Annotated in this window: 30 protein-coding genes; 6 read left to right on the top strand and 24 right to left on the bottom strand. The window is 51.7% G+C overall.

Annotated elements, in window-relative coordinates; genetic code table 11:
• Positions 1–16 precede the first annotated feature (16 nt).
• The 10 genes from B3355_RS12740 to B3355_RS12695 all read right to left on the bottom strand — a co-directional run bounded on the left by B3355_RS12740 (position 17) and on the right by B3355_RS12695 (position 6,582).
• On the bottom strand, positions 17–409 hold the full coding sequence (locus B3355_RS12740; protein ID WP_019883647.1) for an ExbD/TolR family protein: 393 nt from the start codon (positions 407–409) through the stop codon (positions 17–19).
• Positions 410–420: 11 nt separating this feature from the next.
• Positions 421–1,095: a protein TolQ gene (tolQ, locus tag B3355_RS12735; protein ID WP_019883648.1), complete on the bottom strand. Its 675-nt coding sequence runs from the start codon at positions 1,093–1,095 to the stop codon at positions 421–423.
• Positions 1,092–1,487: a tol-pal system-associated acyl-CoA thioesterase gene (gene ybgC, locus B3355_RS12730; RefSeq protein WP_292784586.1), complete on the bottom strand. Its 396-nt coding sequence runs from the start codon at positions 1,485–1,487 to the stop codon at positions 1,092–1,094. The genes tolQ and ybgC overlap by 4 nt, the downstream gene beginning before the upstream one ends.
• A gap of 1 nt (position 1,488) precedes the next feature.
• Positions 1,489–2,535 (bottom strand): Holliday junction branch migration DNA helicase RuvB, encoded by a 1,047-nt coding sequence (ruvB, locus tag B3355_RS12725; protein WP_024930877.1) that lies wholly within the window; start codon positions 2,533–2,535, stop codon positions 1,489–1,491.
• Between the two features lie 150 nt (positions 2,536–2,685).
• On the bottom strand, positions 2,686–3,261 hold the full coding sequence (gene ruvA, locus B3355_RS12720) for a Holliday junction branch migration protein RuvA (RefSeq protein ID WP_292784584.1): 576 nt from the start codon (positions 3,259–3,261) through the stop codon (positions 2,686–2,688).
• Entirely contained in the window at positions 3,258–3,818 is a 561-nt protein-coding gene (gene ruvC, locus B3355_RS12715; protein ID WP_024930879.1) for a crossover junction endodeoxyribonuclease RuvC, read from the bottom strand. Before ruvC ends, ruvA begins: the two co-directional genes overlap by 4 nt.
• Before the next feature lie 38 nt (positions 3,819–3,856).
• Positions 3,857–4,585, bottom strand: coding sequence for a YebC/PmpR family DNA-binding transcriptional regulator (locus B3355_RS12710; protein WP_047515902.1), 729 nt, complete (start codon positions 4,583–4,585; stop codon positions 3,857–3,859).
• A gap of 141 nt (positions 4,586–4,726) precedes the next feature.
• The gene (locus B3355_RS12705; protein WP_019883656.1) at positions 4,727–5,629 is read right to left on the bottom strand and encodes a DMT family transporter; all 903 of its coding nucleotides are present in this window, start codon (positions 5,627–5,629) and stop codon (positions 4,727–4,729) included.
• Between the two features lie 34 nt (positions 5,630–5,663).
• Positions 5,664–6,041, bottom strand: coding sequence for a YybH family protein (locus B3355_RS12700; RefSeq protein WP_019883657.1), 378 nt, complete (start codon positions 6,039–6,041; stop codon positions 5,664–5,666).
• A 28-nt stretch (positions 6,042–6,069) separates the two neighbouring features.
• Entirely contained in the window at positions 6,070–6,582 is a 513-nt protein-coding gene (locus B3355_RS12695) for a MarR family winged helix-turn-helix transcriptional regulator (RefSeq protein WP_292784577.1), read from the bottom strand.
• A gap of 124 nt (positions 6,583–6,706) precedes the next feature.
• On the opposite strand from B3355_RS12695, the gene B3355_RS12690 reads away from it, so the two are divergent.
• Complete coding sequence (locus B3355_RS12690) at positions 6,707–7,138, top strand: CBS domain-containing protein (protein WP_019883659.1); 432 nt, start codon at positions 6,707–6,709, stop codon at positions 7,136–7,138.
• A 74-nt stretch (positions 7,139–7,212) separates the two neighbouring features.
• Here the strand turns inward: B3355_RS12690 and yegQ are convergent, their stop codons facing one another.
• From yegQ to B3355_RS12650, 8 genes are all read right to left on the bottom strand, one after another.
• On the bottom strand, positions 7,213–8,562 hold the full coding sequence (gene yegQ / locus B3355_RS12685; protein ID WP_292784573.1) for a tRNA 5-hydroxyuridine modification protein YegQ: 1,350 nt from the start codon (positions 8,560–8,562) through the stop codon (positions 7,213–7,215).
• A 35-nt stretch (positions 8,563–8,597) separates the two neighbouring features.
• Positions 8,598–9,017, bottom strand: a complete 420-nt coding sequence (locus tag B3355_RS12680) for a secondary thiamine-phosphate synthase enzyme YjbQ (RefSeq protein ID WP_024930884.1) — start codon at positions 9,015–9,017, stop codon at positions 8,598–8,600.
• A gap of 104 nt (positions 9,018–9,121) precedes the next feature.
• Positions 9,122–9,910: a quinoprotein dehydrogenase-associated SoxYZ-like carrier gene (locus B3355_RS12675; protein WP_292784570.1), complete on the bottom strand. Its 789-nt coding sequence runs from the start codon at positions 9,908–9,910 to the stop codon at positions 9,122–9,124.
• Between the two features lie 96 nt (positions 9,911–10,006).
• Entirely contained in the window at positions 10,007–10,435 is a 429-nt protein-coding gene (locus tag B3355_RS12670; RefSeq protein ID WP_292784567.1) for a VOC family protein, read from the bottom strand.
• Positions 10,436–10,503: 68 nt separating this feature from the next.
• Positions 10,504–11,034 carry an adenine phosphoribosyltransferase gene (locus tag B3355_RS12665; RefSeq protein ID WP_292784564.1) on the bottom strand — a complete coding sequence of 177 codons (531 nt, stop codon included), beginning with the start codon at positions 11,032–11,034 and terminating at the stop codon, positions 10,504–10,506.
• 85 nt (positions 11,035–11,119) lie between these two features.
• Positions 11,120–12,910, bottom strand: a complete 1,791-nt coding sequence (gene aspS / locus B3355_RS12660) for an aspartate--tRNA ligase (RefSeq protein WP_292784561.1) — start codon at positions 12,908–12,910, stop codon at positions 11,120–11,122.
• Between the two features lie 32 nt (positions 12,911–12,942).
• Complete coding sequence (locus B3355_RS12655) at positions 12,943–13,542, bottom strand: DUF502 domain-containing protein (protein WP_047515892.1); 600 nt, start codon at positions 13,540–13,542, stop codon at positions 12,943–12,945.
• A 12-nt stretch (positions 13,543–13,554) separates the two neighbouring features.
• Entirely contained in the window at positions 13,555–13,821 is a 267-nt protein-coding gene (locus tag B3355_RS12650; protein WP_019883667.1) for an FmdB family zinc ribbon protein, read from the bottom strand.
• 129 nt (positions 13,822–13,950) lie between these two features.
• Here B3355_RS12650 and B3355_RS12645 point away from each other — a divergent pair, with 129 nt between their 5' ends.
• Positions 13,951–14,145: a hypothetical protein gene (locus tag B3355_RS12645; RefSeq protein WP_019883668.1), complete on the top strand. Its 195-nt coding sequence runs from the start codon at positions 13,951–13,953 to the stop codon at positions 14,143–14,145.
• 24 nt (positions 14,146–14,169) lie between these two features.
• Here B3355_RS12645 and B3355_RS12640 read toward each other — a convergent pair whose 3' ends face one another.
• Positions 14,170–14,541, bottom strand: a complete 372-nt coding sequence (locus B3355_RS12640; protein WP_024930887.1) for a glycine cleavage system protein H — start codon at positions 14,539–14,541, stop codon at positions 14,170–14,172.
• Positions 14,542–14,755: 214 nt separating this feature from the next.
• Between B3355_RS12640 and pbpG the strand changes: the two genes are divergently transcribed.
• The gene (gene pbpG / locus B3355_RS12635; protein ID WP_024930888.1) at positions 14,756–15,832 is read left to right on the top strand and encodes a D-alanyl-D-alanine endopeptidase; all 1,077 of its coding nucleotides are present in this window, start codon (positions 14,756–14,758) and stop codon (positions 15,830–15,832) included.
• An 87-nt stretch (positions 15,833–15,919) separates the two neighbouring features.
• On the opposite strand, the gene B3355_RS12630 is transcribed toward pbpG, so the two are convergent.
• The 3 genes from B3355_RS12630 to B3355_RS12620 form a co-directional block, all read right to left on the bottom strand.
• Positions 15,920–16,363 carry a DUF3106 domain-containing protein gene (locus B3355_RS12630; RefSeq protein ID WP_019883671.1) on the bottom strand — a complete coding sequence of 148 codons (444 nt, stop codon included), beginning with the start codon at positions 16,361–16,363 and terminating at the stop codon, positions 15,920–15,922.
• 138 nt (positions 16,364–16,501) lie between these two features.
• On the bottom strand, positions 16,502–16,873 hold the full coding sequence (locus tag B3355_RS12625) for a DUF3619 family protein (RefSeq protein ID WP_292784553.1): 372 nt from the start codon (positions 16,871–16,873) through the stop codon (positions 16,502–16,504).
• Between the two features lie 4 nt (positions 16,874–16,877).
• On the bottom strand, positions 16,878–17,453 hold the full coding sequence (locus B3355_RS12620) for an RNA polymerase sigma factor (RefSeq protein ID WP_029512457.1): 576 nt from the start codon (positions 17,451–17,453) through the stop codon (positions 16,878–16,880).
• Positions 17,454–17,743: 290 nt separating this feature from the next.
• Here B3355_RS12620 and B3355_RS12615 point away from each other — a divergent pair, with 290 nt between their 5' ends.
• Together B3355_RS12615 and B3355_RS12610 are read left to right on the top strand one after the other, a co-directional pair.
• Positions 17,744–19,345 (top strand): two-component system sensor histidine kinase NtrB, encoded by a 1,602-nt coding sequence (locus B3355_RS12615; protein ID WP_292784550.1) that lies wholly within the window; start codon positions 17,744–17,746, stop codon positions 19,343–19,345.
• Positions 19,346–20,848 (top strand): sigma-54-dependent transcriptional regulator, encoded by a 1,503-nt coding sequence (locus B3355_RS12610; RefSeq protein WP_292784547.1) that lies wholly within the window; start codon positions 19,346–19,348, stop codon positions 20,846–20,848.
• 54 nt (positions 20,849–20,902) lie between these two features.
• Here the strand turns inward: B3355_RS12610 and B3355_RS12605 are convergent, their stop codons facing one another.
• Positions 20,903–21,913, bottom strand: coding sequence for a sodium:calcium antiporter (locus B3355_RS12605; protein ID WP_029512458.1), 1,011 nt, complete (start codon positions 21,911–21,913; stop codon positions 20,903–20,905).
• A gap of 126 nt (positions 21,914–22,039) precedes the next feature.
• Between B3355_RS12605 and ampD the strand changes: the two genes are divergently transcribed.
• Entirely contained in the window at positions 22,040–22,588 is a 549-nt protein-coding gene (gene ampD / locus B3355_RS12600) for a 1,6-anhydro-N-acetylmuramyl-L-alanine amidase AmpD (RefSeq protein ID WP_292784543.1), read from the top strand.
• Between the two features lie 68 nt (positions 22,589–22,656).
• Here the strand turns inward: ampD and B3355_RS12595 are convergent, their stop codons facing one another.
• Complete coding sequence (locus B3355_RS12595) at positions 22,657–23,598, bottom strand: DMT family transporter (protein WP_292784540.1); 942 nt, start codon at positions 23,596–23,598, stop codon at positions 22,657–22,659.
• Between the last annotated feature and the right edge of the window lie 264 nt (positions 23,599–23,862).

Genomic DNA, 23,862 nt, shown 5'->3' with positions numbered 1-23,862 from the left:
TTAAATCACTAACCGCTTACTTTTCGTTTTGAAACAACAAGCCAACCTGGTTCACTTGCGCCTGTTTCAATAAATCCATGACTGACACCACTTCACCATAAGGCGTGTTCTTGTCAGCAGACACGACCACAGGCTTTTCCGCCTCTGCCAACCGCTGGCGGATCAATGCCAGCATGTCGTCGCGCTGCATTTCCTTGCCATCCATGAGAACGGTGCCCTCTTTTTGCACGGTCACCACAATCGGGTCGCCACTTTGCTTAAGCGCCTGGCCAACTTTGGGCAACTCCACCATGCCAGGATTGGTCATGGGGGCGGTCACCATAAAAATCACCAGCAACACCAGCGTCACGTCGATGTAAGGCACGACGTTAATCTGGTTCATCATGCGCCGTTTACGCGTTCTGCTCATCGCGACTCCAATCAGGCTCTACGTTGCAAAATGTTGGTAAATTCTTCGATAAAGCTCTCGTAGCGCACGGACAGACGGTCAACCCCTGCTGCAAAGCGGTTATAGGCAATCACGGCCGGAATCGCCGCAAACAGGCCGATCGCCGTCGCCACCAGCGCTTCAGCAATGCCTGGCGCCACCTGGCTCAAGGTGGCTTGCGCCACATTAGACAAACCACGGAACGCGTTCATAATGCCCCATACCGTGCCAAACAGGCCGATGTAAGGGCTGACGGAACCGACTGACGCAAGGAATGGCAAATGCGAATCCAGGTAATCCAGTTCACGGTTATACGAGGCACGCATGGCGCGGCGTGTGGCTTCCATCACGTCACTCACTTCGGTATCTTTTTGCTGTTTGTAGCGGATAAACTCCTTGAGACCGGCCTGGAAAATACTGGCCATGCCTTGTGGCGTTTTTCTGCCTGCAGTAATACGCTCATACAATTCGTTCAAGTCACCACCGGACCAGAACTGCGCCTCAAACTGGTCTACATTTTCATTGGCAGCCTTCAATGAAAATACTTTAATGAAGATATACCACCAGGAGACCAGTGAGGTCAGCAGCAGGATCAGCATCACCAGTTGGACTGGCAAACTGGCCCCACTCACCAGGGTAAAAATCGACATATCGTTCGCTACATTCATGAAGACTCCAGTGCAATTTTGAGCCGGGCCGGAATACCCGTTGGTTTAAATGAATCCGCATCCACGCAAGCCACCTTGACCTGCGCCTCTATTAAAATCGTTTCGCCACACGTAATCTGCTGCTGGCAGCTAAAACTGCCACGCTTCATCTCGATCAAGCGTGATACTACCTGTAACTGGTCATCCAGCCTGGCTGGTTTTTTAAATTGCAGTTGCATGCTGTGTACCACAAACAGCACCTGCTCTTGTTGCTTTAACGCAGCCTGGGCAAAACCCGCCGCGCGCAACCATTCTGTCCGCGCGCGCTCCATAAAGTTCAGGTAGCGGCTGTGATACACCACGCCACCCGCATCGGTATCTTCGTAATACACACGCACCGGCCACACAAACATATTATTGCCCGGCGCTTTGCCACAGCTCGCCAGAGGTCATGCTGGCAGGGGCTTTCAGGCCAAAATGCTGATAAGTCATCAGGGTGGCCACACGCCCGCGCGGCGTGCGCATGATATAGCCTTGCTGAATCAAATAAGGTTCCAGTACATCCTCAATCGTATCGCGCTCTTCACCAATGGCCGCCGCCAGGTTATCCAGCCCCACCGGTCCGCCACCAAATTTTTCAACCACGGCCTGCAACAGTTTACGGTCCATCACGTCCAGCCCCTGCTGATCGACATCCAGCATTTTCAACGCTGCGTCCGCCACTTTATCCGTCACCACGCCATCAGACTTCACCTGCGCGTAATCGCGCACGCGGCGTAGCAAACGGTTGGCAATACGTGGTGTGCCGCGAGCGCGGCGCGCAATTTCAGAAGCGCCCGCCTGCTGCATCTCGACTTCAAGCAAGTTGGCAGAACGGCTGACAATCTTGGCCAATTCGTCATGGCTGTAAAATTCGAGGCGTGCAACGATACCAAAACGGTCACGCAAAGGGTTGGTCAGCATACCGGCACGCGTGGTGGCACCCACCAGCGTAAAGGGCGGCAAATCCAGGCGCACACTGCGCGCGGCTGGGCCTTCGCCGATCATGATATCCAGCCGGTAATCTTCCATGGCTGGGTACAAAATCTCTTCAACCACCGGGCTTAGGCGGTGGATTTCGTCAATAAACAGGACATCGTTAGGTTCAAGATTGGTCAGCAACGCGGCCAGATCGCCAGCACGCTCCAGCACCGGGCCCGAAGTCATGCGCAGATTGACGCCCATTTCTTTGGCAATAATATGGGCAAGCGTGGTTTTACCGAGACCGGGCGGGCCGAACAGCAGCACATGATCCAGCGCTTCCTGGCGGCCACGGGCGGCATTGATAAAAATTTCGAGTTGACCGCGCGCTTTTTCCTGCCCCACATACTCATCCAGTACTTTGGGGCGCAATGCACGTTCCAGCGCCTCTTCTTGGGTGCTGGCAGTGGCAGGAGCGACGAGTCTATCAGTTTCAATCATGGGTGGTCGGTAATGAAGTGCAAAGCAAATTTAATCAACAAAAAACCTCATTGCCGGTCGCGTATTGTCAGTCACTGGGAGAAGTTATTTTTTGTCATGATACCATGCGGCGTTTGACTATTACAGACCATGGCTATTGACCGCGATGCCTCACTTGGCCAGATACTTCAAAGCCTGGCGTATACCATCGCTGACACTGATGCCTGGCTCCAACAATTTGACGGTCGCAGAGGCTTCACGCTCGTTATAACCCAGCGCCACCAGCGCATTGAGAATATCGTCCGTGGCCGCTTTAGCCGAAGGCTGCGCCGAAGTAGAGCCAGTCAAGACAAACTTGTCTTTGAGCTCCAGCAGCAAACGCTCGGCGGTTTTTTTGCCGATGCCAGGAATACGCGTGAGTAATGAGACTTCTTGCTGGCTGACGGCCAGCATTAAATCATTGACGCTGACGCCACTGAGAATAGACAGCGCAGACTTGGCACCAATACCGTTTACCTTCAGCAATTGCTTGAAGGTATTTTTCTCCTGCTCGCTGCCAAACCCATACAGCAATTGCGCATCTTCACGCACCACCATATGCGTCAATATTTGCACCGGCTGGCCCAGCTCAGGCAAGTTGTAGAAAGTGCTCATGGGCACTTCCACCTCGTAGCCGACGCCATTGCAATCAATCACAATCAGGGGCGGCGACTTTTCCAGCAAACGGCCTTGCAAACGCGCAATCATATTAATCTTCCATTTCTGACTCTTAAACCAGTGGTGGCCAATGCCCCCAGGCCCTGCCCACCATGCGCATGACAGATGGCACACGCTAATGCGTCTGCTGAATCCGGACTGGGGGTTGCAGGTAATTTGAGCAAGCGTTTGACCATCTCCTGCACTTGCTCTTTTTGTGCATGGCCATTACCGACCACAGCCTGCTTCACCTGCAACGCCGTATATTCGGCCACCGGCAATTGCCGGATCACGGCTGCTGAAATCGCCGCGCCACGCGCCTGCCCCAGCAACAAGGTCGATTGCGGGTTGACGTTCACAAAGACTTTTTCAATCGCTACTTGTGTCGGCTGATAGGTGGCGATCACCTCAAACAAACCATCCAGGATCACTTTGAGGCGCTCCGGCAAGGCTTCTTTTTCTGGCTCGCCCTCTGCACTCTTTTTAGCAGAAGCCGTTTTAATCACACCGCTGGTGACATACGATAACTTGCCATCCACCGCTTCGATCACACCAAAGCCGGTCACTCTTAAGCCGGGGTCTATGCCCAATATGCGGTGCACGGCCATTAGCAAGCTGTTGACCACATGCCAGCGAACCGCACCAATTAAACCTCTTCAATCACGGCAGAAGTGTACACATCCTGCACGTCATCCAGGTCTTCCAGCATATCGAGGATTTTTTGCATTTTGACTGCATCATCACCGGTAAAAACCACTTCATTAAGTGACTTCATTGTGACTTGCGCCATCACGGCTTTCAGCCCAGCCGCTTCCAGCGCCTCTTTCACTGTGACAAAGTCGTTTGGTGCAGTGACCACTTCAATACTGCCGTCTTCATCTGCAATCACATCTTCTGCGCCTGCTTCGAGCGCGACTTCCATCACCGCATCTTCGGAGACTCCTGGCTCAAACACCAATTGGCCACAGTGCTTGAACATAAACGCCACGCTGCCATCGGTGCCCAGATTGCCACCATGCTTGGTTAAGGCATGACGCACGTCCATGACGGCGCGCTGGCGGTTATCGGTCAGGCAATCAATAATGATGGCGGCACCATTGATGCCATAGCCTTCATAACGGATCTCTTCATAACTCACGCCTTCCAGTTCGCCCGTACCTTTTTTAATGGCACGCGTGATATTGTCTGAAGGCATATTCTCTTCTTTAGCCGCGGCCACCGCCGCACGCAAACGCGGGTTCATGGCAGTATCGCCGCCGCCCATACGTGCAGAAACCGTGATTTCCTTGATCAGCTTGGTAAAGATTTTGCCGCGTTTGGCGTCCTGACGGCCTTTACGGTGCTGAATATTGGCCCATTTACTATGCCCAGCCATAGTGCTTCCTTGTATTTTTTAACAACGTTGTTGAAGTAATTTAAGCCGCTGATTTTACCACAGCCGCCCGATCACCAAACGACCGTCGCACACAACAAAAAAGGCCTGACAATGTCAGACCTTTTATAAAGCCGGCTTCAATTATTGGCTTTTGCCGTAACCGGGTCGCATCATGAGGATGGAAATCAGGCTGAGCGAAAAGATAATCAACGCCATCCCTATCATTTCCAGATGATCCGGCACTTCGTTCAACTGTATCCAGGCCGCAATCACGCCTATCACCGGCGCCAGCATGGAGGCCATACTCGCCACGCCAGCAGGCAGCCGCTGCAAGGCAAACAGCCATAATAACCAGGCCAGCGCACCACACAACACCACATTAAACAATACGGCACCGATCAAATAAGGCGACCAGTCTATCGCTGGCGCAGGCACCAGCCAGGCGATCAGCACCATGGGCAAGGAACCCAGCAACATCGGCCATGCCGTCAGGTTGATCAAGTCCAAGCTTGGATGGCGCCTGTGCAACTGCTTGGTCATGATGGCCGACAACGCCCATGACACGCCAGACAACACTGCCAGCAACATACTAAAACTATCCGCGCGGATGTGTAGCGGATCGAAAATAAACAGCATGCCGAGCACCGCAGCAATCACCGCCAGCCATTGCCAGCCGTGCACACGTTCACCCAGCATCGGCCAGGCAAACAGCAAGGTCCAGAACGGCATGGTATAGGTCAGCACGGCCGTTTTGCCCGCGCCTCCCTCTACCAGCGCCCACATAAGCACACCAGTAAAACCGACATTCTGCAAAATGCCCAACAGCAGCATGGTCGGAAACTCGGTTAAGCCCATGGGGCGGCGCGTCACATACAACACCAGGAACAACACCAGCGCACCAAAAAACGTACGCATGGCCGCAAACTGGAACGGCCCGGCATATTGCAGCGCACTCTTCATCACCACCCAGTTATAACCCCAGATGATGGTGAGTACCAGCAGCGCGGTCAGCGCTTGCGAACGTTGTTTGATCAGTTGATCCATGAGCCTTGTTCCATCGAAGTATGTTCCCTGTGCATTAATTCCAGATATGTGTCACAGCCAGCCATTGGCCATCCGCTTGTTTCTGGAAAACAACCTGCACATTGCCGCCAAACTGCTGCTTGACGCCATCTTCGCCGATCAAGGCACCTGCCCAATTACCGGTTTGTGTTGCCAGCGTGTCAGTCACCACCGCTTCTTTCATGGTCAGCGCATGTTCAATCACGCCAGCCTCAATCAAGCCACCGAAAAACTCGGCCACTGCCTGGCGACCTTTAACCACCTGACCGGCCGGTGCTGGCATCACAATCGCGTCATTGGCATACAAGGCCGCAATCGCCTGGGCATTTTTGCTGTTAAACGCGGCGTCAAATTGCTGGTTCAATGCGATTAAAGTATCTACAACAGTTGCCATGGTGAAACTCCTTCATTAAAAATTGAATTTACTGATTAAAATCCCAGGCAGACATCCCGTGGTCTATCACACCTAAAATCGCTTGCAAATCATTGCGTTGCTGCTCACTTAAGCCCTGCATGCACAACCGTAAGCGTGTGTAGTAATCCGGCATCACGGCATCCAGTTTGGCCTGGCCTGCTGCAGTGAGCTGGATTTTGACACTACGCCGGTCTTCAGGCACAGAGATACGCTGTACAAGGCCGCCCTGCTCAAGGCCGTCGAGTAAACCGGTCATGGTTGCACGCGTCACGCCCAGCTTTTCCGCCAGCACTGAAGGCGTAGATGTCAGGTCAGCTTCGCGCATAAGTAAAATCAGCACCCACCAACGGCCTTGCAGCAAATCATGCTTGCTCAGGCAGGCGTCCAGCGCCACGGACAAATCAGTCGCCACCCGCAGCAGCATTAAAAAGCTGGCAATGGCCGTCACATCTGCTGCGGGGTACCGTTGGGCAAACCGCTGCAAAATTTCTTGGGTAGGGAGATCTCTAAGTTGCAACATAATTAGCTGCATTATAGTTAGCTAGCTAATTATGTCAAGGGGTCGAATTCAAGTGAAACAAATATGTTACTAATTACCACATCGGTGTATATTAACTATCCGTGCCCTATGAAAGGAGGAAGTGATGAAGACGCTTCAACAAGTACTCTCTCATAAAACACACCAAGGCATCATCAGTATTGCGCCCAACCGACCGGTGTACGATGCATTGGTCATCCTGGCGGAATACCAGATCGGCGCACTGGCGGTGATCAAGGATGGCGAACTGGTCGGCATTTTCTCTGAACGAGACTATGCACGCGAAGTGATCCTCAAAGGCCGCTCATCCAAAACCACCACCATCAGCGAAGTCATGACCGAGAAGGTGATTACCGGCAAACCGGCAGAGATGGTGGAATCGGCCATGAGCACTATGCTGGAAAAACGCATCCGCCACCTGCCTGTGGTCGACAATGGAAAAATGCTGGGCATGCTGTCAATTGGCGACATCCTCAAAGAAACCATCAGCTACCAGCAAGAGCTTATCAAGCAACTGGAAAGTTATATCCATAGCTGATTTGCCAGCTGCCATAACATAGCAAAAAAGGGAGCACTGCTCCCCTTAGGCTTTTGTATGGCGTCGATCGCTGATTAACTCAAATACCTGGCGACCATTGCATTATGCAAGGCCGTGGCGGCAATTGGCAATTTCACGAAATGGCCGCTGCCTGCGGCTTGCTGTACGGGTTCACCCCGTTTATCGAACAACTGCTCAACCACAATATCGCGATTACCGCTGGGGTGGATTAATTGCAATCTATCTCCCACGGCAAATTTATTACGTGCCTGAATCGAGGCAAGACCGCGCTCGACATCGTAATCCACGACATCACCGACATATAAACTTCGGTTGGCGCTGGAATGCCCTTGTACGTAATTCTGGTGCTCGGCAGTATGGTGACGCTGGTAAAAACCATCGGTATAACCACGGTTAGCCAGGTTTTCCAACTCGCCCAGCAAACGCCAGTCAAACGGGCGCCCCGCCACGGCATCATCAATCGCCTGGCGATAGTTCTGGCTGGTGCGAGCCACGTAGTAACGTGACTTGGTGCGGCCCTCGATCTTGAGCGAATCCACGCCCAGCGCAATCAGTTTTTCCACATGCTCAATCGCACGCAGGTCTTTACTGTTCATGATATAGGTGCCGTGCTCGTCCTCCATGATAGGCAGCAGCTCACCGGGGCGGCTCTTTTCTTCAATCAGGTAGACCTGCTCGGCCGCCGGATGCCGCGGTAATGAGCCACAAGAAGATAAACTGGATTTCTCCAATTCCGCCTGAAAATCAAACTCCTTCAAGCGGATCACGCCTGCCGCATCCGGCTGCGCGTCGTGCACTTTGTAATCCCAACGGCAACTGTTAGTACAAGTGCCTTGGTTAGGGTCACGCGAATTGAAATAGCCAGACAGCAAACAACGGCCAGAATAGGCAATACACAACGCACCGTGTACAAATACTTCCAGTTCCATCTCTGGGCACTCCTGGCGGATTTCGGCAATTTCATCGAGGGATAATTCACGTGACAGAATCACGCGCGTCAGCCCCATGCGCTGCCAGAATTTGACCGAGGCGTAATTGACTGCGTTGGCCTGCACGGATAGATGAATAGGCATCTCCGGCCATTGCTCGCGCACCATCATGATCAGGCCAGGGTCGGCCATAATCAGCGCATCCGGCTGCATTTCTATCACCGGCGCCATGTCGCGCATATAGGTTTTGACCTTGGCGTTGTGCGGCGAAATATTGCTGGCGACAAAAAACTTTTTGCCTCGCGCATGCGCCTCCTGAATACCAATGGCCAGATTCTGCATCGAGAAATCATTTTCACGCACCCGCAGGCTGTAGCGCGGCTGACCGGCATACACCGCATCCGCACCATAATCAAAGGCCGTACGCATGCGATCGAGATCACCCGCAGGGGCTAATAACTCAGGAGACTTCATTACCGTATTTCCATTTCAACACGCAGTGTTTGCATTTACTCACCGATAATTTTTACCAGCACACGCTTATTACGACGGCCATCAAATTCACCGTAAAAAATCTGTTCCCAAGGGCCAAAATCCAGCTGGCCTTCAGTAATCGCCACCACCACCTCGCGACCCATGATCTGGCGTTTGATATGGGCATCGGCATTATCCTCGCCGGTATCATTGTGACGGTAGCCACTCACCGGCTCATGTGGCGCCAGTTTTTCCAGCCACACTTTGTAGTCATGGTGCAGGCCGCGCTCGTCGTCGTTAATAAATACACTGGCAGAAATATGCATGGCGTTGATCAACACCAGACCTTCTCTCACGCCACTCTCGCGTACACACGCCACCACATCCTGCGTAATATTCTTGAAATCCATACGCGCTGAAATGTTAAACCACAGTTCCTTACGAAAACTTTTCATTTTGTCCCCTTTCCTAAAGCGGTTATTTTAGCACTGCGATTAAACAGTCATTTGCCATAAAACAAAAAAGGCCTCTAAAAGAGGCCTGATCTGCAACATTTCATCTAGCTGTGGACATCCAACGTTTGCGTAAAGGTTTTACCTTCATTATCGGTGGCCACCACCTCCAGCTTGCCAGGCGCGTCTGGAATAAAACTGAATTTCATATAAGGATCTTCACTGGTCCCCACACCGACATCTACCGTCATCACTTCTTTACCGTTGTAGGTAAAAGTCGTTTTATTGATATAAAACGCAGGCACATAACCTTGTGAGACCAGGTCGCGCTGTAAGCCGGTACGCATGACGTGGCGAATATTGAAGGTTGCCGTGGCTGGTTCACCAAACTTGGGCGCATCCACGTTCAATTTAATTTTGCCGGCGGCCGCGCGCACCTCGGCTTCATTATTATCCACGGTACCGCCACAGCCACCCGCGGCGCGGATTTCACGCTTGCCCATATACAGCTTGCCATCGGCCGTTTCACCAATCAACCGGACAAAAGAATCCGTTTCCTGGCGGATACGGGTTGCCATCTGAAAGCCGTTCAGCATGTCGGTTAAATGGTAGGTCGAGGCCAGTTGAATCGGGTTGGCATCGACAATGACATACAGTTTCTTCAGCACCACACCATTAGCCGCTGCCTTGTCATAGATAAACGTCACCGGCACTTGTGCACCGCTCTCGGCGCGGCGCGGCGCTTCAATTTTAAGAAAGTCGACTTCCTGAATATCGCGCTTGGGAAAGAACGCCTCTTTGACCACCGCCCATAATTTTGGATCAGCTTCTGCCTGCGCCAAACCGGTCAACCCAAAGGCCAACACACCTAACATCATCACCCATGTTTTCTTCATACATTTCCCCATCTGCTGATTATTGATTTCATTTGCATGAAAAGGATTTTCTTATGCTTTAACCATCAGAATATGTGATGCACATCACACTCGCGATCAAATCTTGCTTGGGTCACCTGAAGGCCGCATCTCGTAGTTCGGGTCTGCATATTCGGAAAAGTTTAATTCCACGCCATTGCCCGCCGGGTCGCGCATATTGATCTGGCGGATACCATTGGCCAGGATACGTGTGGTATAAGTCACGCCCCGCGCTTGCAGATTGGCTTCCATCGCATCCATATCGTTACAGTTGAATGAAACATGGTCATAGACACCATGCACATGCAGTTGCGGCGGCTCGGCCGTTTTATACTCAGCCAGGTGTACCACAGCCTGCCTGCCAATATAGAGCCAGTAGCCATAAGTCGTACTGGCCACCCGTTTACCTACCGTCAAGCCCAACACGTCGCAATAAAAGTCACGCAACAAATGCATGGTGTCGCGATCGGTGCGAAAGTTGACGTGATCAATTCCTGTCAATGGCATGATTTTCCAATCTATTTAGTGCCGTATCAAAAGTGTATGCGAAGCGTCTGCGCAATATAGTACAAAAATCAGTGTCCTTCAAATTGACACAGGGCAAACGTTTGGACGCCACTGGCCTGCAAATGTTGCATGCCGGACAAAGCAGGCAAGTCAATAACGAAGCCGGCATGCTCTACCACACCACCCAGTTGACGAATCAAGCCAACCGCGGCCAGCGCCGTGCCGCCAGTTGCAATCAAATCATCAATCAGCAACACACGCTCACCGACAACAATCGCATCGGCATGCAACTCCAGCGCATCTTCACCGTACTCAAGCGCATAAGACTGCCGAATGACACTGGCTGGCAATTTACCAGGCTTACGCACCGGCACAAATCCCAGCTTCAAGCGACTGGCAAGGGCGGCACCGACAATAAACCCGCGCGCCTCAATACCGACCACCTTATCCAGCACGACATCCGCATAACGCAAGGCCAGCGCATCAATCGTAGCATTAAATGCCAACGGATCCTTGAGTAAGGTCGTGATATCGCGAAACTGGATGCCCGCTTTCGGATAATCGGCAATCGTTCTAATATGCGCACTCAAATTAATCATACGGTTACCGCCAATAAAAAACGCGCCCACCCAAGGCAGACGCGTTTAAAGAGTTCGTGTGAGTTGTCACACAAGCCAGCCAGGCTTAGCTGCCAGCTGCGTTTTGCTGACGTACGCGAATATGTAATTCGCGCAATTGTTTCTCGTCGACCTCGTTCGGCGCATTGGTCATCAGACATTGCGCGCGCTGGGTTTTCGGGAAAGCAATCACGTCACGGATAGACTCGGCACCTGCCATCAAAGTCACCAGGCGATCTAGGCCAAAAGCCAGACCACCGTGCGGAGGTGCCCCGTACTGCAATGCATCCAGCAAGAAGCCGAACTTCTCTTGCGCTTCTTCCTTGCTGATTTTCAATGCATCAAACACTTTAGACTGAATGTCTTGTTTGTGGATACGCACAGAACCGCCGCCCACTTCCCAGCCGTTTAACACCATGTCATAGGCTTTAGACAAGCAAGCGCCTGGATTGCTGACCAGCAAATCTTCGTGGCCATCTTTAGGCGCAGTGAACGGATGATGCAAGGCCACCCAACGATCACCGTCTTCATCGTGCTCGAACATCGGGAAATCCACTACCCACAACGGCGCCCACTGACGGCCATCGACATGGCCTTTTTCGTGACCAACCTTGGTACGCAAGGCACCCAGGGCTTCGTTCACGACTTTAGCTTTATCGGCACCGAAGAAGACGATGTCGCCGTTTTGCGCGCCTGTACGTTCAATAATGGCTTGCAGCGCATTGACGTGAATGTTCTTCACGATCGGGCTTTGCAGGCCCTCTTCATTCAGTTTGGTGATGTCGTTGATCTTGATATAAGCCAGACCTTTGGCACCATAAATTTTCACGAACTCGGTATAAGCATCGATTTCGGAACGGCTGATCGCCGCGCCATTAGGCACGCGGATCGCGGCGACACGGCCACCGGCCATATTGGCGGCACCGGCAAACACTTTAAAGTCTACATCTTTCATCACATCACTGAGTTCGGTGATTTCCAGTGTCACGCGCATGTCTGGCTTATCTGAACCGTAACGGTTCATCGCTTCAGAGAAAGGCATGCGTGGGAATTTGGCAGGCAGATCGACATCCTGAATTTTTTTCAGCATGCGGCGGATCATCTCTTCGACGATATCCATGATTTCATTTTCTTCCAGGAAGGAAGTTTCAATATCGACCTGGGTGAATTCTGGCTGACGGTCCGCACGCAAATCTTCGTCACGGAAACATTTGGTGATCTGGAAGTAACGGTCAAAACCGGACACCATCAACAATTGTTTAAACAACTGCGGCGATTGCGGCAAGGCAAAGAACATGCCGTGATGTACGCGGGATGGCACCAGGTAATCACGCGCACCTTCAGGTGTCGAACGTGTCAACATGGGTGTTTCAACTTCGATAAAACCGTTGTCATCCAGATAGTCACGCAGGTTTTTCGCCACCTTGTAACGCAACATAAGGTTTTTCTGCATGGCAGGGCGACGCAGGTCGATATAACGGTGCTCCAAACGCACAGTCTCGGTCAGGTTGTCGTCATCTAGCATGAATGGTGGCGTCAGTGAAGCGTTCAACACTTCAATTTCAGTCGCCAGCATCTCGACTTCACCGGTAGGCAAGTTCGGGTTAACGGTGCCTTCAGGGCGCGCGCGCACTTTACACACCACACGCAAGACAAACTCGCTACGTACGGTTTCAGCAATGGCGAATGCGTCTTTGGTATCCGGGTCAATCACAATTTGCGCCAGGCCTTCGCGATCACGCAAATCAATAAAAATCACGCCCCCGTGGTCGCGACGACGGTGGGCCCAGCCACACAGTGTCACGGTTTGTCCGATATGTTCGCGGTTCAGGTGACCGCAATAATGTGTACGCATCATAATAATTTTATAAAGTTAAAGTGGTGTTGCGGTTAATGATGTTTAGGCAAGGGCGCCACTGTACCCATGCTGATGATGTATTTCAAGGCCTGATCCACACTCATGTCGAGCGCGACCACATCAGACTTGGGTAGCATCAGGAAGAAACCTGATGTCGGGTTAGGTGTAGTCGGCACATACACACTCACATACTCGCCCTGCAAGTGATTCGCCACATCGCCACCCGGCGTACCGGTCAGAAAGGCAATGGTCCACACACCCTGGCGTGGATACTGAATCAACAATGCCTGGCGGAATGCATTGCCGGAATCCGAGAACAGCGTGTCAGACACTTGCTTGACGCTGGAATAAATGGATTTAACGACTGGCACGCGGATCAGCAAGCCTTCCCACAACTCGATCAACTGCTGGCCGAAGATATTGGTTGCCACCAGGCCAGTCGCCAGCACAATCGCCACGGTCAATATGACACCAAAGCCCGGAATATCCACACCAAGCAAGGCTTCCGGGCGCCATGCAACCGGCAGCAACAGCAAACTTTGGTCCAGTGTTTGCACTAAAGTTTTGAGCACCCACACCGTAATAAATAATGGGACCAGTACCAGCAAACCTGTAATGAAATATTTTTTCATGCGTCTTGTTTTTTAATGGCAGGCACAACCTGGGTTGCACTTGGCAGCCTCGGTCGTTGTGGCAGATTCTGTGGATTTACTGCTGCTTGTTGCCGGCTTGTTTTTGAAATCGGTCGCGTACCAGCCACTACCGGTCAGTTGAAAATTAGGAGCAGACACCTGCTTGCTAAATGTCTCTTGCGCACACTTGGGGCACGCCTCAACAGAAGGCGCGGACACCTTGCGCATCAGCTCTTGCTGGTAACCACACGCTGTACATTGAAAATCGTAGATAGGCATTTGTTAACACAACCTGAAGGGCAACTTGCTGGAAAAATTTCACCAAGTGCAAATTATACCTGATTCGCGTTACAAATCACCAAAAGCACAGCGATGTATTTGAATTGAAAAGACTTTAAGGAGCACGATATGCAACAACTCTCACTCAAATTACCATTTATGCTGACTATGCTGTTTTTTCTGGGATTAGCCAGCCGCGACCTCAACATACATCACCCTATGCTGACACTTGGTAAACAAGCACAACCGGGCAAAATGGTGACATTACACTTGGCGGATTTGCTCTACGCCGAACCGACACTCAAAATCAGAAAAGTAGAGTAGCCGCTGCGCTAAAAGCGCAGTGATTTAGAGCTGCGCGTCGTAAGCCGCCTGGTCAAGCAAAGACGCCACTCCACTGGCATCAGGCGCCAGCTTGAATAACCAGGTGGCGTACGGATGATCGTTGATCTTCTCCGGCGAAGACAGTGCTTCTTCATTAATGGCCTGCACCACACCGGACAAAGGCGCATAAATATCTGAGCCTGTTTTGACCGACTCAATCAAGCCACACACACTGAATTGCTCCACGGACTGGCCGACTTTTGGCGGATCCACAAACACCACATCACCCAGCATATTCTGTGCGTAATCAGTAATCCCGACCAACCATGCCCCATCTTCGGACTGAGCAGCCCACGTGTGGTCTTTAGAAAAGAAGTATTTCAAGCCTGCTGACATATGATTTAAAAATCAAAAGTTTAGTAGATAATTATTGTGCCACAGTCTGCGAAACGCGCCAAAACTTATTCAGATAAGTCAAAAAGCGGTTTAATTTTTTACACGAAAAAATTGCGATAAGTGATTGACTCTGAATAATAACTGGGCAATAATGAGTCGGGTTTTCGGAAGGTTGATTATGAGTTTTTACAAGCATTGCCTTAAAGTGTTGCTAATGTGTTCCATCGCTTTTGCACCTGCGGGTCAAGCCATAGCAAAGTCACCTTCTAAAAAACAGACTGTTTCTGCCGCCAAGAGCAAGAAATACAGCACGCGATCCTCACAATACCGCGTCAACCCGGACAAAACCAAATCCATGCGTCCGGTTAAACTGCATGCACATGCCAGAAAATCAGCCAGACCTGCGATTGATGCAGAAATGTTTGATTCTTTCGAAGGTAAATCCGGTAGCCATGGCAACCTGTCCATCGCCTCCACCAAAGCGCTGGTGATGAACCAGAACACGCACGAAATCATTTATTCCAAAAATCTGGATACGCCGACACCCATCGCCTCAGTGACTAAACTGATGACTGCCATGGTGGTGCTAGATGCAAAACTGAATTTGAATGACCAGGTCTCCATTACTGAAATGGACGTGGATTACCTGAAAGGCACCTCTTCACGCCTGCCGGTTGGCACGACCATGACGCGTGAAGATATGCTGAACCTGGCATTGATCGCTTCAGAAAATCGCGCCGCCTCTGCGCTGGCCACCAACTACCCGGGCGGCAAAGCGCGCTTTATTCAAGACATGAATGCCAAGGCGGCCAGCCTGGGTATGATGAACACCCATTTTGAAGACTCTACCGGCCTCACCAGCAACAACGTGTCTACGGCCATGGACCTGGCAAAAATGGTGCACGCGGCGTATCAATACCCATTGATTCGCCAAATCACGACGACTTCTGACTACGACCTGAATGTCGGCAGCAGACGCCAGCCTATACACTTCCACAACACCAATGCGCTGGTACGTGAAAGCACCAACAGCAGCTGGGAAATTGGCTTATCAAAAACAGGTTATATCAGCGAAGCTGGGCGCTGCCTGGTGATGCAGGCGACCATTGCTGGCGAGCCGCTGATTCTGGTGTTGCTGGATTCTGTTGGCAAACTGACCCGTATCGGCGATGCCAGACGCATCAAAAAATGGATGGAACATAACTACAGCACCCTGACCTCACACAACGACGGTGGCATTGTGCTGACTGGGCTGTCAATGAGCAAAACACTGGGCGACGAAGCCAATTAATCGTCAACCGAATACAATAAAAAAACCCGCGAGATTCGCGGGTTTTTTTATTGTCAGCGCATTTCATTTAACGCCACCACAGGCTAACTAATGTTCAGCACCATCAAACTCAGGATCATAACCCTCAGTAATCGCAGCTTTTTGCTTATGCTCTTTCCACTGCTTGCGTAGCACGTCTTTTTTCTCAGGGCTCAAACTCTGAAACTGCTGATAACGCTTGCGCGCATTTTCACGCTCATACGGCGTCATGCGGCTCCATTTCACCAATTGATGCTGAATGCGCTGCTGTTTCTGCGCATCCATCTTGGGGTATTCTTTGGCAATATCCAGCATTTTCTCGCGCTGCCATGGGCGTAGCGTATCCCACTCACCACCCAAAGGCGATAACACGGCGCGCTGCTGATCAGTCAGGTGCGACCACGTCACATTGGCAGCAGGATCAGCAGGTGACAGATCATTCTTGATCGCACCGATATCCGCCATCGCCAGCCAGCGCTGGCCAGAATCATGATCAGCCGCACTGGCATGCATCGACAAGCCACCGCTTCCACACACCGCTAATACTATCCACCCTAATAAAACAGAATGATTTCGCATCATTTCTCATTGTTCCATTGACACATTATTTTCTTCATCCCGCCAAGTTTTGCTTTCAATCCAGCTGGCCACTCAAATATTTTCTGAATATTGCCAGGCGTCGAATCCGCTATCGACAAAAGCCTCGATAGGCAAGTCATCGCTCAACAACATCGCATCATCGTTATTGCTGGCGGACAGGACAAATAGCCCGACCGCAAAAAATACAGACAAGGCCGCCATACCGGCCATCCGCGGATGGCCGAAAGAGGCCCAGGACAAGGCATCTGCCCAAGCATGCCCAGACTGGCTTGATTGTGCAAATTTCGCCAATGCAGCCTGTCGCGCTTCTGCCAGGCGGGCTTCTACCTCAGCCGACAAAGGCCGATCATCTTGCTTCAGCCACTCAACACCTTCGCGCAGAGGGGTAGGCAAGTCGTCTTCTGGATGACGTTGTTTCCTCATGGCTTTACTCCTTCTTTTGTAACTTGCGGGTTCCGATCCCGGCTTGCTCTAACAATGTAGATAACGCACTGACCGCTCTTGAGCAATGCGTTTTAACACTTCCTTCTGAACACCCCATGACCGATGCCGTTTCAGCAACATCCAACTCTTCCCAATAACGCAGCACGAATGCTTCTCGTTGACGTAAAGGTAATTTTGCCAATGCCTTTTCGATCAGGGCCATGATTTGCGACCGCTCCAATTGATCAGAAGGGTCACCGTCAGCACTTTCCACCTCTATGGTTTCCAGCGGATCATAATCTTCGTCATCAGACTGGCCGAAAGACGAAAACAGCGTGGTCCACAGATTACGCACCTTCTGCCGACGCCAGTAATCCCGCATGGTATTTTGCAGGATACGCTGGAACAACATGGGGTATTCTTCAACCGGTTTGCTGGCATATTTATCAGCCAGTTTTAACATGGCGTCCTGCACAATATCCAACGCAGCATGGTCATCACGCACCGCATACGCGGTTTGCCTGAATGCCCGCTTTTCAACCTGTCGTAAAAAATCCGATATTTCTTGCGCACTCGCCACTACAAATCCTCTTCCCCGAGATCACCAGTGTTTGCCACTGACGCACGTGCTTTTTTCGCGATATTGTTGTGAATTATGAGATGTCATCACAGAAATATGCACCGTTTTATCTCCCTGTCGCTTGCGAGTATATCAGTTTTAAATTTATTTACTGTTAGAATAAGCCCGATAGCAGCGAAAGTTCGGCCACCCTTTATGACGACCAAAAAAATAAATTCTATCACCCTGCTCGATCCGTCGCACACACGTCACGCCTGCGCCGCCAGCCGCGCGACCACGGAGTCAGTTGCATGACGGCCACCACGATCACCGCCCTCGAAAAAACACCAGACAGCCAGCACCTGCGGCTTTACAGCCTGTTCCGCCTGGGCGCCTCAGGCATGCTGTTCGGCAGCCAGCTCTGGCCCTACTTTAGAAACGCCCCCTCAGAGCCTTCACTCTCATTCTGGTTACTGTTGATTTTCTTTTTGTACGCGATTGCCGTCAGCGTCAGCTTTGAATCACTGCAATGCAAGCGCGGCCTGCCATTAAAAATCCAGACCAGCCTGGATATTGTGTTTTTAGTGCTGATGATGCACTTTTTGCCAGGCAACCAGAGTGGCATCGGACTACTGCTGATTGTGAACATTATTTTTGCCGGCCTGATCAGTGATGGCCGTTTTGCCCTGTTTTATGCCGCCATTGCCACCATCGGCATCTTGCTCGAAAACACCTTCCAGATCATCCACCGCAACCTGCCACTCAATGATTTCAGCAATGCGGTCGTCCTCTCCTTAAGCTGCTTCGCCACCGCCTGGCTGGCGCAAACATTGACTGCGCGCATGCAACGCAGCGAAAACCTCGCAACGCAGCGCGGCCAGGATATTGAATACCTGGCCAAAACCAATGCGCTGATTACACAAGAGATGCCGAACGGCGTATTAGTGATTGACCAGCACCAACAGCTCAAGCACTACAACCAGCAAGCGTGCAAACTGTTAGGGCTGGAAGAAATGACGCTGCAAGCCGCCATCCAACTGCAAACCCCGCTCGCAGAGCTGATGCCTGCCGTGATGCAATTACTGCAATCCTCCCCTGCCAGCAAGCTCGCCGCGACAGACGCGACCAAACTCGGCATCAATAACCGCGACCTGGGTATACGCTTTCACCCCATTTCTGAAAGCATTGATAATGGTGTGGTGATTTTTATCGAAGACTGGTCACAAATCCAGACACAGGCACATCAGGTGAAACTGGCGGCATTAGGCAGGCTGACCGCCAATATCGCGCACGAAATCCGCAATCCACTCAGCGCAATCAGCCATGCGACACAATTGATGCAGGAAGACTCGCAGCAACCTGGCACGCAGCGTATGCTGCAAATCATTTCTGACAACGTGCAACGGCTGGATCAAATTATCAAGGACGTGCTGGAACTCAACCGCCGTGACCGCACCAATCAGGAGCAGCTCAATATCAACCACTTTGTGCAAGAGTTCTACCAGCAATTCTGCGCCGTGGAAAAGATAGCCCTCAGCAACTTTACGCTGGATCTACCAGCCAAAGAGAGCGCAATCGTGTTTGATCGCAGGCATATCAACCAGATTTTGTGGAATTTATGTAAAAATGGCTGGCGGCATAGCCAGCAGCATGCCCAAAGTTTGCAACTCAAGGTGGTGAGCGATAAAAGTGGTCAATTCATTCACGTGCACGTGAAAGATGACGGCAGCGGCCTAGACCCCAAAATTCAACCGCACTTGTTTGAGCCATTCATGACCACGGAAAAAACCGGCACCGGCCTGGGTTTGTTTATCGCCCGCGAACTGGCCGAAGCCAATGGCGCAAAATTAAATTACACCAGTAGTGCCAATGGCACGCAATTTTCACTGACAGTTAAAAAGGCAATCGTTTAAATGGCAAACTCTTATCGCTGCCTGGTCGTCGATGACGAGACTGATATCCGCGAACTCGTGGTACTGACCCTGGAACGCATGGGCATACAGGCAGAAAGTGCCAGCTCGGTGACGGACGCAAAACACATGTTGAACTCATTCAGCTATGACCTGTGCCTGACAGATATGCGGCTGCCAGATGGCCTCGGGCTGGAACTGGTGCAATATATCAATGCGCAATTCCCTGGCCTGCCGGTGGCCGTAATTACCGCTTACGGCAGCGCAGAAAATGCGGTTTCTGCCTTAAAAGCGGGCGCTTATGATTACATCACCAAGCCGATTTCGCTTAAACAATTACGCCCACTGGTAGAGTCTGCGCTCAAGCTGTCTTCACAAAAAGAATCGCAGGGCGCCAATACGGTAGACCTGATTGGCGCGTCACCCGCCATGGCTTACGTGCGCACCATGATCGCCAAACTGGCGCGTAGCCAGGCACCCGTTTATATCAGCGGTGAATCCGGCAGCGGGAAAGAACTGGCTGCCAGACTGATCCACCTCAACAGCTCGCGTAAGGATCAATCCTTTATCGCCGTGAACTGCGGCGCCATTCCCGAGAACCTGATGGAAAGCGAATTCTTTGGTTATAAAAAAGGATCGTTTACCGGGGCCATCCAGGATACGCTAGGCTTGTTCCAGGCGGCCAACGGCGGCACGTTATTCCTCGACGAGGTCGCAGATTTACCGCTGGCCATGCAAGTAAAACTGCTGCGTGCAATCCAGGAGAAAAAAGTACGCGTAGTCGGTAGTACCAGTGAAGAAGCGGTGGATGTGCGCATTATTTCCGCCACACACAAAAACCTGAATGCCATGATGGAAAAAGGCGAATTCCGCCAGGACTTATACTACCGCCTGAACGTCATTCAACTCAAAATGCCGTCCTTGCGCGAGCGGCCGGAAGATATCCCCGAGCTGACTGAACGCTTGCTAGGCAAGTTGTGCCTGATGCAGGGTATCGGCATCCCCGGCATTGCAGACGAAGCCAAAGTCTATATTCAGCAATTACCTTTTCATGGCAATGTGCGTGAACTTGAAAATATGCTGGAACGTGCGCTGGCATTATGTGACGGTGTCACCATTACGGTTGAAGACCTGTCACTGGATGAGATGCCCGCCAGCCTCAGCGACAAGCCGGTGCTCCCCTGGAATGCCCCCAGCCTGGAAGAGCCCAGCCAGCCAATCCCGGCCATTCTCGCCGCGACACCACCACGTGAAAGTCAGCCAATGGCACAGGCAACCCCAGGCAGTAGCACCATGTTGCCTATGGATATCAGCTTGTCTGATTACCTGGAAGATATTGAAAAACGCACTATTTTGCAGGCGCTGGAAAAAACCAATAACAACAAAACGGCAGCGGCTAAACTATTAGGCATCAGCTTCCGTACCCTGCGCTATCGCTTGTCCAAACTTGGGCTATCCAAAGAACAGGATGCCGACCTGGACGATACCGAAGGCGACGAGGAATAAAATAGCCAATAAAAAAGGGCGACTGCATAGTCGCCCTTTTTAACATCTGCTTGATTAACTCAACACGATCGCCAGATAGGCCAGGTAGAACAAGCCATTCACCAGCAAATGCCACACCAGCAAGCCGCCTTTGGCAATACGGTAACGTACCCAGATTGCCGCCAGCAAAGTGATCAGGATGCCTAAGGCCACTTCCTGCCTTGGTGCCCAGTCAGTCAACATAATGCCGATGGCCGGTAACAACGTACCCTGAAACACCATGGCGCCGGTGATATTGCCAAATGCCAGGGTATCCTTACCCTTGCGTATCCACAAAATGCTATTCACTTTCTCCGGTAACTCGGTCGCAATCGGGATAATCAGCAAAGACAGCAGCAAAGCTGACACGCCTAAAATCGCCGCCGCCGTTTCGACCTCGTTGATAAAGCCTTTGGCACCGGCGATCAACAGGCCCAGACCAATCAGCAATTGCAGCACGATCGTCACCATATTGGTCGGCAAACCAAGCCTGGATAACATCATGACGTCTTCGGCCTCCGTCGCATGCCCCTCTTCTACCAGGCCTTTGGACGCTTTAATCGTCATCAGCACATACACAAAGTAGGTCAAAATCATCAGGATGCTGATGCCGTAACGCACCAACGCTTCGGTGTGCGGAATAAACATGGCGATGGTGGCGAAAATAAAGGCCAGAATAAAGAAGTTGAGGTCCCGAATCAGGCCAGTACGCTCAGGACGGATATGCCCATGCGCACCACGACGCTTCAACACCGAGAACGCCATTAAGCTGATAGACAGCGTCGCCAGCATCAACGGTGCGCCCAAGATGGCGCCGACACCGATATCGTGTCCGGCATGACTGTCGCCGGTCGATGAGGTGTAGGAGAAAATGGCCAGCAACGGCACCAGCGTCTCTGGCAATGCCGTGCCCACGGCGGCAAAAATAGAGCCGGTCACCCCCTCGGAAATACCCAGCCGCTCACCCAAATGTTCCAGGGCATTGGTAAAGACTTCAGCCGCCACCAAAATCAGCAGCAACATTAGCAATAATTGTAGAAAAACCATGACTGTTCCTGTCTGGCGGTAATCGATCTCGCATGCGGCCACCGCCTGCCCCGCATGTGCATGACAAACGTGTGCATGCGGGCGGAATCATAACGCAATTCGCCCAAATTCACCTACAATGTTCGCATGTCGCAAACATCTGCTTCTGCTATTCACATTGACTCCGCTGGCCTCGCCAGCCCGGTGCAATATATATTGTCGCCCAACCAGGATGAACGGCCACAGCCTGCCGAAGTGGATATGATCGTCATCCACAATATCAGCCTGCCGCCCGACCATTATGGCGGCCCGGGCATTATGCAATTGTTCACCAACCAGTTAGACCCGCAGGAACACCCTTATTATGCCGAGATTGCACACCTCAAGGTCTCGTCACACTTTCTCATCCGCCGCACAGGTGAATTATTACAATTTGTGAGCTGTAACCAGCGCGCCTGGCATGCCGGACTCTCACAATGGCAGGGCCGCGAACGTTGCAATGACTTTTCAATCGGCATAGAACTCGAAGGCAGTGACATTGAGGTGTTTGAAGATGTGCAATACATCACCTTGCAAGCACTGATCAATGCCTTGCGACAACGTTATGCCATCAGGCACATTGTCGGGCATTCAGATATTGCGCCGGGACGCAAAACCGACCCCGGCCCATTCTTTGATTGGCAACGAATCACATGATAAACAGACCGAAGCGAGCCAGCGCTCAACTTAAGCGTTAATTATCGCTAAAAACCTGTCACTACAGATTAAGCTTTGGCCGTGGCTGTTGCAGATATGCGTGGCTTATTTTCCAGGCTCACCGCCATCACCCCGGCCAGTACCAGCGCCGTGCCCATCCCCTGTATCCAGGACAGTGACTCGCCCAGAAACAGGTAAGCCAGCACAATCGTCGCCACCGGCCCAATCGCACTGATCAATGCTGCCTTGCGGCTACCGAGCTGGTGTATGCCCATATTCATCAGTACCGAAGGCAATACCGTCGCAATCAGTGCCATCAGAAAGGCCAGCGCATATACTGCGTTAGGCAACATCGTCACATGGTCAAATGAGCCACTGGTGCCAAAATGGACGGCACTGGCAAGCGCCGCCAAACTCATGGTCATCGCAGTAAACCGGCTAGCGCCCAATTTGGGGATCAATTGCCCACTCACCAGTAAATAACCCGCATACACAATAGCGCTCAGCAATACCAGCCACGCACCATACAGTGTATCGGCAGAATCCAGCCCGGCCAGCTCAACATCATGCCAGACCACCAGCACCACACCAGCATAACTGGTCACCATGGCAAACCACTCGCGACGGCTAATGTGATGTTTAAGGAATACTGCACTCATGGCCACCACCAGCGTTGGATACAGAAACAGAATCACCCGCTCCAGCCCTGCCGACACATAACGCAGACCTTCAAAGTTCAGCCACATCGAACCATAACCACCGACCACCGCGAGCAACAGCAACGTCACCCAGTCTTTACCAGTCATGGACATAGGCACGCCTTGACGCATCGTCCACCAGCCCAACCCGGCAAAGAACGGAATAGCGAACGCCATCCGCAAAGCGATCAAAGTCGCGGCATCAAGATGATAAGCGTAAGCCAGCTTGACCATAATCGCTTTCGACGAAAAGGCCACGGACGATACCAGCACCAGCATGGCACCGTAATACGGATGGGTAGAATCTTTCATATGAGCCCTGAATCAATGGGGCTCACCGGGAAGGGTATGACAAGATCAACCGCGGAGAGCCCGCGGTTGCAAAAGAATTACGACAAGCAGCAACCGCAGCACGATGTGGCGACTAGCCACAATGCCTTTCGGTTCATCACCACAACAGTAGATTGGAGGAATTGCTTGTTCATAAGGTTATGGAATTTACGTGGGTTTGCGGGAATGGTCAAGGGAGTTATTTGTGTTCGTCTAAGTAAACACTCTTTTTCGCCTCTAGGCGAG

This window comes from Methylophilus sp. UBA6697 (assembly GCF_002454655.1).
GTDB lineage: Bacteria > Pseudomonadota > Gammaproteobacteria > Burkholderiales > Methylophilaceae > Methylophilus.
The sequence above is the reverse complement of the archived record's forward strand: the minus strand, read 5'-3'. Positions and strand labels throughout refer to the sequence as shown.

Excerpts from the sequence above, each read along its gene's own strand:
- B3355_RS12740 (WP_019883647.1), bottom strand. The coding sequence starts at position 409 with ATGAGCAGAACGCGTAAACGGCGCATGATGAACCAGATTAACGTCGTG.
- tolQ (WP_019883648.1), bottom strand. The coding sequence starts at position 1,095 with ATGAATGTAGCGAACGATATGTCGATTTTTACCCTGGTGAGTGGGGCC.
- ybgC (WP_292784586.1), bottom strand. The coding sequence starts at position 1,487 with ATGTTTGTGTGGCCGGTGCGTGTGTATTACGAAGATACCGATGCGGGT.
- ruvB (WP_024930877.1), bottom strand. The coding sequence starts at position 2,535 with ATGATTGAAACTGATAGACTCGTCGCTCCTGCCACTGCCAGCACCCAA.
- ruvA (WP_292784584.1), bottom strand. The coding sequence starts at position 3,261 with ATGATTGCGCGTTTGCAAGGCCGTTTGCTGGAAAAGTCGCCGCCCCTG.
- ruvC (WP_024930879.1), bottom strand. The coding sequence starts at position 3,818 with ATGGCCGTGCACCGCATATTGGGCATAGACCCCGGCTTAAGAGTGACC.
- B3355_RS12710 (WP_047515902.1), bottom strand. The coding sequence starts at position 4,585 with ATGGCTGGGCATAGTAAATGGGCCAATATTCAGCACCGTAAAGGCCGT.
- B3355_RS12705 (WP_019883656.1), bottom strand. The coding sequence starts at position 5,629 with ATGGATCAACTGATCAAACAACGTTCGCAAGCGCTGACCGCGCTGCTG.
- B3355_RS12700 (WP_019883657.1), bottom strand. The coding sequence starts at position 6,041 with ATGGCAACTGTTGTAGATACTTTAATCGCATTGAACCAGCAATTTGAC.
- B3355_RS12695 (WP_292784577.1), bottom strand. The coding sequence starts at position 6,582 with ATGTTGCAACTTAGAGATCTCCCTACCCAAGAAATTTTGCAGCGGTTT.
- B3355_RS12690 (WP_019883659.1), top strand. The coding sequence starts at position 6,707 with ATGAAGACGCTTCAACAAGTACTCTCTCATAAAACACACCAAGGCATC.
- yegQ (WP_292784573.1), bottom strand. The coding sequence starts at position 8,562 with ATGAAGTCTCCTGAGTTATTAGCCCCTGCGGGTGATCTCGATCGCATG.
- B3355_RS12680 (WP_024930884.1), bottom strand. The coding sequence starts at position 9,017 with ATGAAAAGTTTTCGTAAGGAACTGTGGTTTAACATTTCAGCGCGTATG.
- B3355_RS12675 (WP_292784570.1), bottom strand. The coding sequence starts at position 9,910 with ATGAAGAAAACATGGGTGATGATGTTAGGTGTGTTGGCCTTTGGGTTG.
- B3355_RS12670 (WP_292784567.1), bottom strand. The coding sequence starts at position 10,435 with ATGCCATTGACAGGAATTGATCACGTCAACTTTCGCACCGATCGCGAC.
- B3355_RS12665 (WP_292784564.1), bottom strand. The coding sequence starts at position 11,034 with ATGATTAATTTGAGTGCGCATATTAGAACGATTGCCGATTATCCGAAA.
- aspS (WP_292784561.1), bottom strand. The coding sequence starts at position 12,910 with ATGATGCGTACACATTATTGCGGTCACCTGAACCGCGAACATATCGGA.
- B3355_RS12655 (WP_047515892.1), bottom strand. The coding sequence starts at position 13,542 with ATGAAAAAATATTTCATTACAGGTTTGCTGGTACTGGTCCCATTATTT.
- B3355_RS12650 (WP_019883667.1), bottom strand. The coding sequence starts at position 13,821 with ATGCCTATCTACGATTTTCAATGTACAGCGTGTGGTTACCAGCAAGAG.
- B3355_RS12645 (WP_019883668.1), top strand. The coding sequence starts at position 13,951 with ATGCAACAACTCTCACTCAAATTACCATTTATGCTGACTATGCTGTTT.
- B3355_RS12640 (WP_024930887.1), bottom strand. The coding sequence starts at position 14,541 with ATGTCAGCAGGCTTGAAATACTTCTTTTCTAAAGACCACACGTGGGCT.
- pbpG (WP_024930888.1), top strand. The coding sequence starts at position 14,756 with ATGTGTTCCATCGCTTTTGCACCTGCGGGTCAAGCCATAGCAAAGTCA.
- B3355_RS12630 (WP_019883671.1), bottom strand. The coding sequence starts at position 16,363 with ATGCATGCCAGTGCGGCTGATCATGATTCTGGCCAGCGCTGGCTGGCG.
- B3355_RS12625 (WP_292784553.1), bottom strand. The coding sequence starts at position 16,873 with ATGAGGAAACAACGTCATCCAGAAGACGACTTGCCTACCCCTCTGCGC.
- B3355_RS12615 (WP_292784550.1), top strand. The coding sequence starts at position 17,744 with ATGACGGCCACCACGATCACCGCCCTCGAAAAAACACCAGACAGCCAG.
- B3355_RS12610 (WP_292784547.1), top strand. The coding sequence starts at position 19,346 with ATGGCAAACTCTTATCGCTGCCTGGTCGTCGATGACGAGACTGATATC.
- B3355_RS12605 (WP_029512458.1), bottom strand. The coding sequence starts at position 21,913 with ATGGTTTTTCTACAATTATTGCTAATGTTGCTGCTGATTTTGGTGGCG.
- ampD (WP_292784543.1), top strand. The coding sequence starts at position 22,040 with ATGTCGCAAACATCTGCTTCTGCTATTCACATTGACTCCGCTGGCCTC.
- B3355_RS12595 (WP_292784540.1), bottom strand. The coding sequence starts at position 23,598 with ATGAAAGATTCTACCCATCCGTATTACGGTGCCATGCTGGTGCTGGTA.